At 69.8% G+C, this 4943-nt stretch carries 5 protein-coding genes; 2 read left to right on the top strand and 3 right to left on the bottom strand.

The features are described 5' to 3' along the window. Positions 1–61: 61 nt before the first annotated feature. Positions 62–658, bottom strand: coding sequence for a hypothetical protein (locus JWP65_RS16670; protein WP_299765738.1), 597 nt, complete (start codon positions 656–658; stop codon positions 62–64). 65 nt (positions 659–723) lie between these two features. On the opposite strand from JWP65_RS16670, the gene JWP65_RS16665 reads away from it, so the two are divergent. Together JWP65_RS16665 and mpl are read left to right on the top strand one after the other, a co-directional pair. Then, positions 724–1131, top strand: coding sequence for a hypothetical protein (locus tag JWP65_RS16665; protein WP_299765736.1), 408 nt, complete (start codon positions 724–726; stop codon positions 1129–1131). A gap of 454 nt (positions 1132–1585) precedes the next feature. Then, positions 1586–2968: a UDP-N-acetylmuramate:L-alanyl-gamma-D-glutamyl-meso-diaminopimelate ligase gene (gene mpl, locus JWP65_RS16660; protein ID WP_299765734.1), complete on the top strand. Its 1383-nt coding sequence runs from the start codon at positions 1586–1588 to the stop codon at positions 2966–2968. Here mpl and JWP65_RS16655 read toward each other — a convergent pair whose 3' ends face one another. Both JWP65_RS16655 and JWP65_RS16650 read right to left on the bottom strand, forming a co-directional pair. Further along, on the bottom strand, positions 2969–4000 hold the full coding sequence (locus JWP65_RS16655) for a hypothetical protein (RefSeq protein ID WP_299765732.1): 1032 nt from the start codon (positions 3998–4000) through the stop codon (positions 2969–2971). An 81-nt stretch (positions 4001–4081) separates the two neighbouring features. Then, positions 4082–4943, bottom strand: an 862-nt coding sequence (locus JWP65_RS16650; RefSeq protein ID WP_299765730.1) for a 3-deoxy-7-phosphoheptulonate synthase, incomplete at its 5' end; no start/stop codon positions are given.

Genomic DNA, 4943 nt, shown 5'->3' with positions numbered 1-4943 from the left:
CGCGGCCGCCAGCAGCCAGCGCCGTTTGCGCGGCGCCGGCGCGGGTGCGGTGTCGACGGTGTCAGTCATTCCCACCTCCCGCCACCAGCGCCCTCACGGCCGCCAGGTCGCCACGCGGTGGACGCCCTCTGGCATCGGGCCGCAACGCGCCACGCACGTCGTCGTGATCGTAGATCAGCAGGTGCACACCCACCGGCTCGCCCAGGTCCGGGCACATGCTGCTGAGGCTCAGGGCCTCCACCGGTTCGCCGTGGAAGCCGGTGACGGTGCGCGGCACGTAGTCCACACGGTGCTCGATCATGGCGATCTCGGCGGACTTGGGGTCGTCGCAGAACAGTTGCAGGTAGATGTCCGACAGCCGGGTCGCCGTGCCGTGCCAGACCGCGCCACCCAGGTAGGGCCGGAACTCGGCCAGCCGCTCCATCCAGGTCACCGCCAGCCGGCGCAGCGCCGCCAGCTCGGCCGGCTGCGTATCGCCGCAGAACAGCGCTATGTAGTCGCGCACCGCCTCTTCCACGGCGTCGTTGTCCGGCAGGGCGCTGCGGCTGTTCAGCCCCAGCTGCTTGATGGCCCGGCGTTTGGCCGGGCCGTATTCCAGGCCTTCCTCCACCACCATGCGGGCGGCGGTGGCGGCAATCTCCAGCTGCATCGCTTCCATGCGGGTATTTTGCATTGCCCACGCCAGCCCCGGTCGTAGAGGGGAAAGCCAGCAGACCCGCCACGATGAAAAGCACCATGATGGCCACGCCGCTGTCGCTCAAGCACCTGCTCGAGCGCGCCGGCCAGCTGTTCACCGGCAACGCGATCGTCTCGCGCCTGCCCGACAAGCTGGTGCGCCGGCATGGCTGCGGCCAGTTCCACCGCCGCGCCCGCGCCCTGGCCTCGGCGCTGCAGGGCCTGGGCTGCGCAAGGGCGAGCGCGTCGCCACCCTCAGCCGGAACCACCCCGCGCATCTGGACTGCTACTTTGGCATTCCCGCGGCTGGCGGCGTCAGCGCACGCTGAACCTGCGGCTGTCGCCCAGCCAAATCGGCTGATCGCGGGCGACGCGCAGGACCGCTTCGTGTTGCTGGACGACGTGTTGCTGTCGCTGTGCCGCCTGCTGCCGGCCCGCACCGCTTCGGCCAGTTGATCGTGTTCCCGTTCTCCCGTTCTCCCGTTCTCCGGTGCTCCGGTGCTCCGGTGCTCCGGTGCCCGAGGACTGCACCGGCCACGAGGCGCTGCCGGCAGGCGCCGAGGCGGACGGCCTTCGCTGTGCGCAGCCCGACGAGACCCGGTGGCCATGTGCTACACCTGCGGCACCACGGCCGGCCCAAGGGCTGGCCTACTTCCTTCGTCCCACCGTGCTGCACACGCTGGTGGCCAGCCTGGGCGAGTTCTGGGCCTGCGTGGCACCGACCCGGGCGAGCTGAATGCCACCTGCTGCGGCACAGCTTCGCAGTGGCAGTTGCCGCAGCGCTACGAGGTCATCGAGGCGTGCCGCGCACCGCCACCGGCAAGTTCTGGAAGCTCAAGCTGCGGGAGCGCTTTCCGCTGTAACGCCCGGGCTCCACGGCCGCCCGGCCCGCCCCCGGGATAATCCGGGAATGCATCTTCATATCCTCGGCATCTGCGGCACCTTCATGGGAGGCCTGGCTGCGCTTGCCCGCGAAGCCGGCCACAAGGTCACCGGCTGCGACACGGGCGTCTACCCGCCCATGAGCGACCAGCTGCGCGCGCTCGGCATTGAGCTGATCGAAGGCTTCGGCGTCGAGCAGCTGGCTATCAAGCCCGACATCTGGGTGATCGGCAACGTCGTCTCGCGCGCCCGCCAGGCCGATGGCAGCCCGCGCTTTGCGCTGATGGAAGCGATCCTGGACCAGGGCCTGCCCTACACCAGCGGCCCGCAGTGGCTGGCCGAGCACGTGCTGCAAGGCCGCCATGTCCTGGCGGTCGCCGGCACCCACGGCAAGACCACCACCACTTCGATGCTGGCCTGGATCCTGGAGCACGCGGGGCTGCAGCCGGGCTTCCTGGTCGGCGGCGTGCCGCTGAACTTCGAAGTCTCGGCCCGGCTGGGCAACCTGGCCCGCCCGCTCACGCCCTTCGTGATCGAGGCCGACGAGTACGACACGGCCTTTTTCGACAAGCGCAGCAAGTTCATCCACTACCGCCCGCGCACGGCCATCCTGAACAACCTCGAGTTCGACCATGCCGACATCTTTGACGACCTGGCGGCGATCGAGCGCCAGTTCCACCACCTGGTGCGTACCGTTCCGGCCACCGGCCGGCTGGTGGTCAACGGGCTGGAAGAAAGCGTCGCCCGCGTACTGCACCAGGGCTGCTGGAGCGAGGTGCGCAGCTTTGGCGCGACCAACAGCGACTTCAGCGCCGAAGGCGAGCCGAACCACTTCGCGGTGCTGGAACAAGGCCACCGGGTGGCGCAGGTGCACTGGGAAGTGGGCGGTGTGCACAACCAGCTGAACGCGCTGGCGGCCATCGCCGCGGCCCAGCACGTTGGCGTGACACCGGCGGTGGCGGCCGCCGCGTTGCGGGAATTTCGCAACGTCAAGCGGCGCATGGAAGTGCGCGGGCTGGCCGCGGGCGTGACGGTTTACGACGATTTCGCGCACCACCCGACGGCCATGCGCACCACCATCGACGGCCTGCGCCGGCAGGTCGGGGCGCAGCGCATCCTGGCGGTGTTCGAGCCGCGCAGCAACACCATGAAGCTGGGCACCATGAAGGCGCAGCTGCCGTGGAGCCTGGAACAGGCCGATCTGGCGTTCTGCCATGCCGGCGGGCTGGGCTGGGACCCGGCCGAACCGCTGCGGGCCATGGGCGACAAGGCGCGGGTGGCGCAGTCGATTCAGGAGCTGGTGGAACAGGTGCGCGAGGTCGCGCAACCGGGCGACCACGTGCTGTGCATGAGCAACGGCGGCTTTGGCGGCATCCACGCCAAGCTGCTGGAGACGCTCGCGCAGCGCTGACTATTCGGGCACCAGCGGCGCCGGCGCGGTGAGGTCGCAAACCGGGCGCCGGCCGTTGGTGGGCATGGCCAGCATCGAGTCCAGCACCGAGCCGAAGGTGTTGGAGTTCGGCGCGCTGAACGGTTCGGCGCTGTTGTGGCGGATGGTGCCGGGTGCGGAGCGTCGCGGGTTGGCCGTGATGGCGCCGACCACGTACAGCGCCGACAGGTGCCGCGCCAGGGCGGAGCTGCCCAGGCCCGTGGCCTGCTGCAGCTGCTCGAAGGCCATCGGCTGGGCCGCCAGTTCGCGCAGCAGCAGCAGGTGCGCGTCCTTGAGCTGCCGTTGCGGCAGGCGCGGCGGGCGGCGGAAGTACAGCGGCTGGTGGCGGTAGTGCGGGGGCAACAGGTCGCGCTCGGTGCGCAGCGCGTATTGCCACATCAGCTGCGCCACGCTGGCCCGCACGAACTCGGACGGGATCGCCACTTCGCCATGGCCGCGCAGCGTCCAGGCGGCGCCGGCGAAATCCGCTGGCGTGGCGGTGGGCGTGACGGCCGCGCCCAGCCGCAGGTCAACCACCGCCAGCAGGTCGCCGCCGCGCAGGACTTCCCAGCTGCCGGCGCCCAGCGTCGGCTGGTGCGCGGACATGCTCGCGGCCAGGCAGAACTGCGCCAGCAGCGGCTGCAACCAGCCGGCGAACTGGTGCAGCACGGCGACGCCGCGCTCGCGGTCGGCCAGCTCGAAGGTGACGGCGGGGTGGAAGCCGGGCGCCGCCAGCGGCAGGCTGAACGCCACCGGACGGTCGACGTCCGCCATTGCGATCTGGATCGAGCGGCCCGATGGCACGCCGGGCTGCACCCGCAGGAAACCGCTGGGCAGCACCAGCGCGCGGCCGCCGTCGAGCCACCAGCCGTCGGCGTCGGCGAACGGCACCAGGTGCCACTGGGCGCGCGTCGTCCCCGCGGCCCGGACGGCTTCGCTGGCGAGTTTCTGTTGCGCATCGGAGAACCCCGCCACCCCAAGGCGAAGCACCGGGATCTCCAGCTCGATGTTCATGTTGCCCCCCGTTCGGCTGGCCAGCCGAAGGAAACAAATGTACCTATATTGTTACTTTATGTGATGTCAACTATTTGGCGGTCAGCCGCGCCGCGTGCGGACCGCATCCGAAAGAACGTCCAGCACTTCCATGGAGGCGTCCCAGCCGATACAGGCATCGGTAATGCTTTTCCCGTACTCCAACGCTTTGGGGTCGTCCTTGCCGGGGGTGAACTTCTGCGCGCCGTCCTGCAGGTGGCTTTCCACCATCAGGCCGAACACCGAACGGGAGCCGCCGGCGACCTGGGCCGCGATGTCGCGCGCCACGTCCAGCTGCCGCTCGTGCTGCTTGCTGCTGTTGGCATGGCTACAGTCCACCATCAGCCTGGCCGGCAGCTGCGCCGCCTCCAGCTCGCGGCAGGCCGACGCCACGCTGGCGGCGTCGTAGTTCGGCGCCTTGCCGCCGCGCAGGATCACGTGGCAATCCGGGTTGCCGTTGGTCTGCACGATCGCGACCTGGCCGTTCTTGTGCACCGACAGGAAGTGGTGCGGGCGCGCCGCGGCCTGGATCGCGTCGGTGGCGATCTTGATGTTGCCATCGGTGCCGTTCTTGAAGCCGATCGGCGCCGACAGGCCCGACGCCAGCTCGCGGTGCACCTGGCTTTCGGTGGTGCGGGCGCCGATCGCGCCCCAGGAGATCAGGTCGCCGATGTACTGCGGCGAGATCACGTCGAGGAACTCGCTGCCGGCCGGCAACCCGGCGCGGTTGATCTCGATCAGCAGCTGGCGCGCGATCCGCAGGCCCTCGTCGATGCGAAAGCTCTCGTCCAGGTAAGGGTCGTTGATCAGGCCCTTCCAGCCCACCGTGGTGCGGGGCTTTTCGAAGTACACGCGCATCACCACCTCCAGCGTGTCGGCGTGCTTCTCCCGCACGGACTTGAGCTTGCGCGCGTACTCCAGCGCG

The sequence above is a fragment of the Ramlibacter sp. genome, assembly GCF_028292805.1.
GTDB lineage: Bacteria > Pseudomonadota > Gammaproteobacteria > Burkholderiales > Burkholderiaceae_C > Ramlibacter.
Note: the sequence above shows the minus strand (reverse complement) of the source record. Positions and strands in the feature narration are given on the sequence as shown.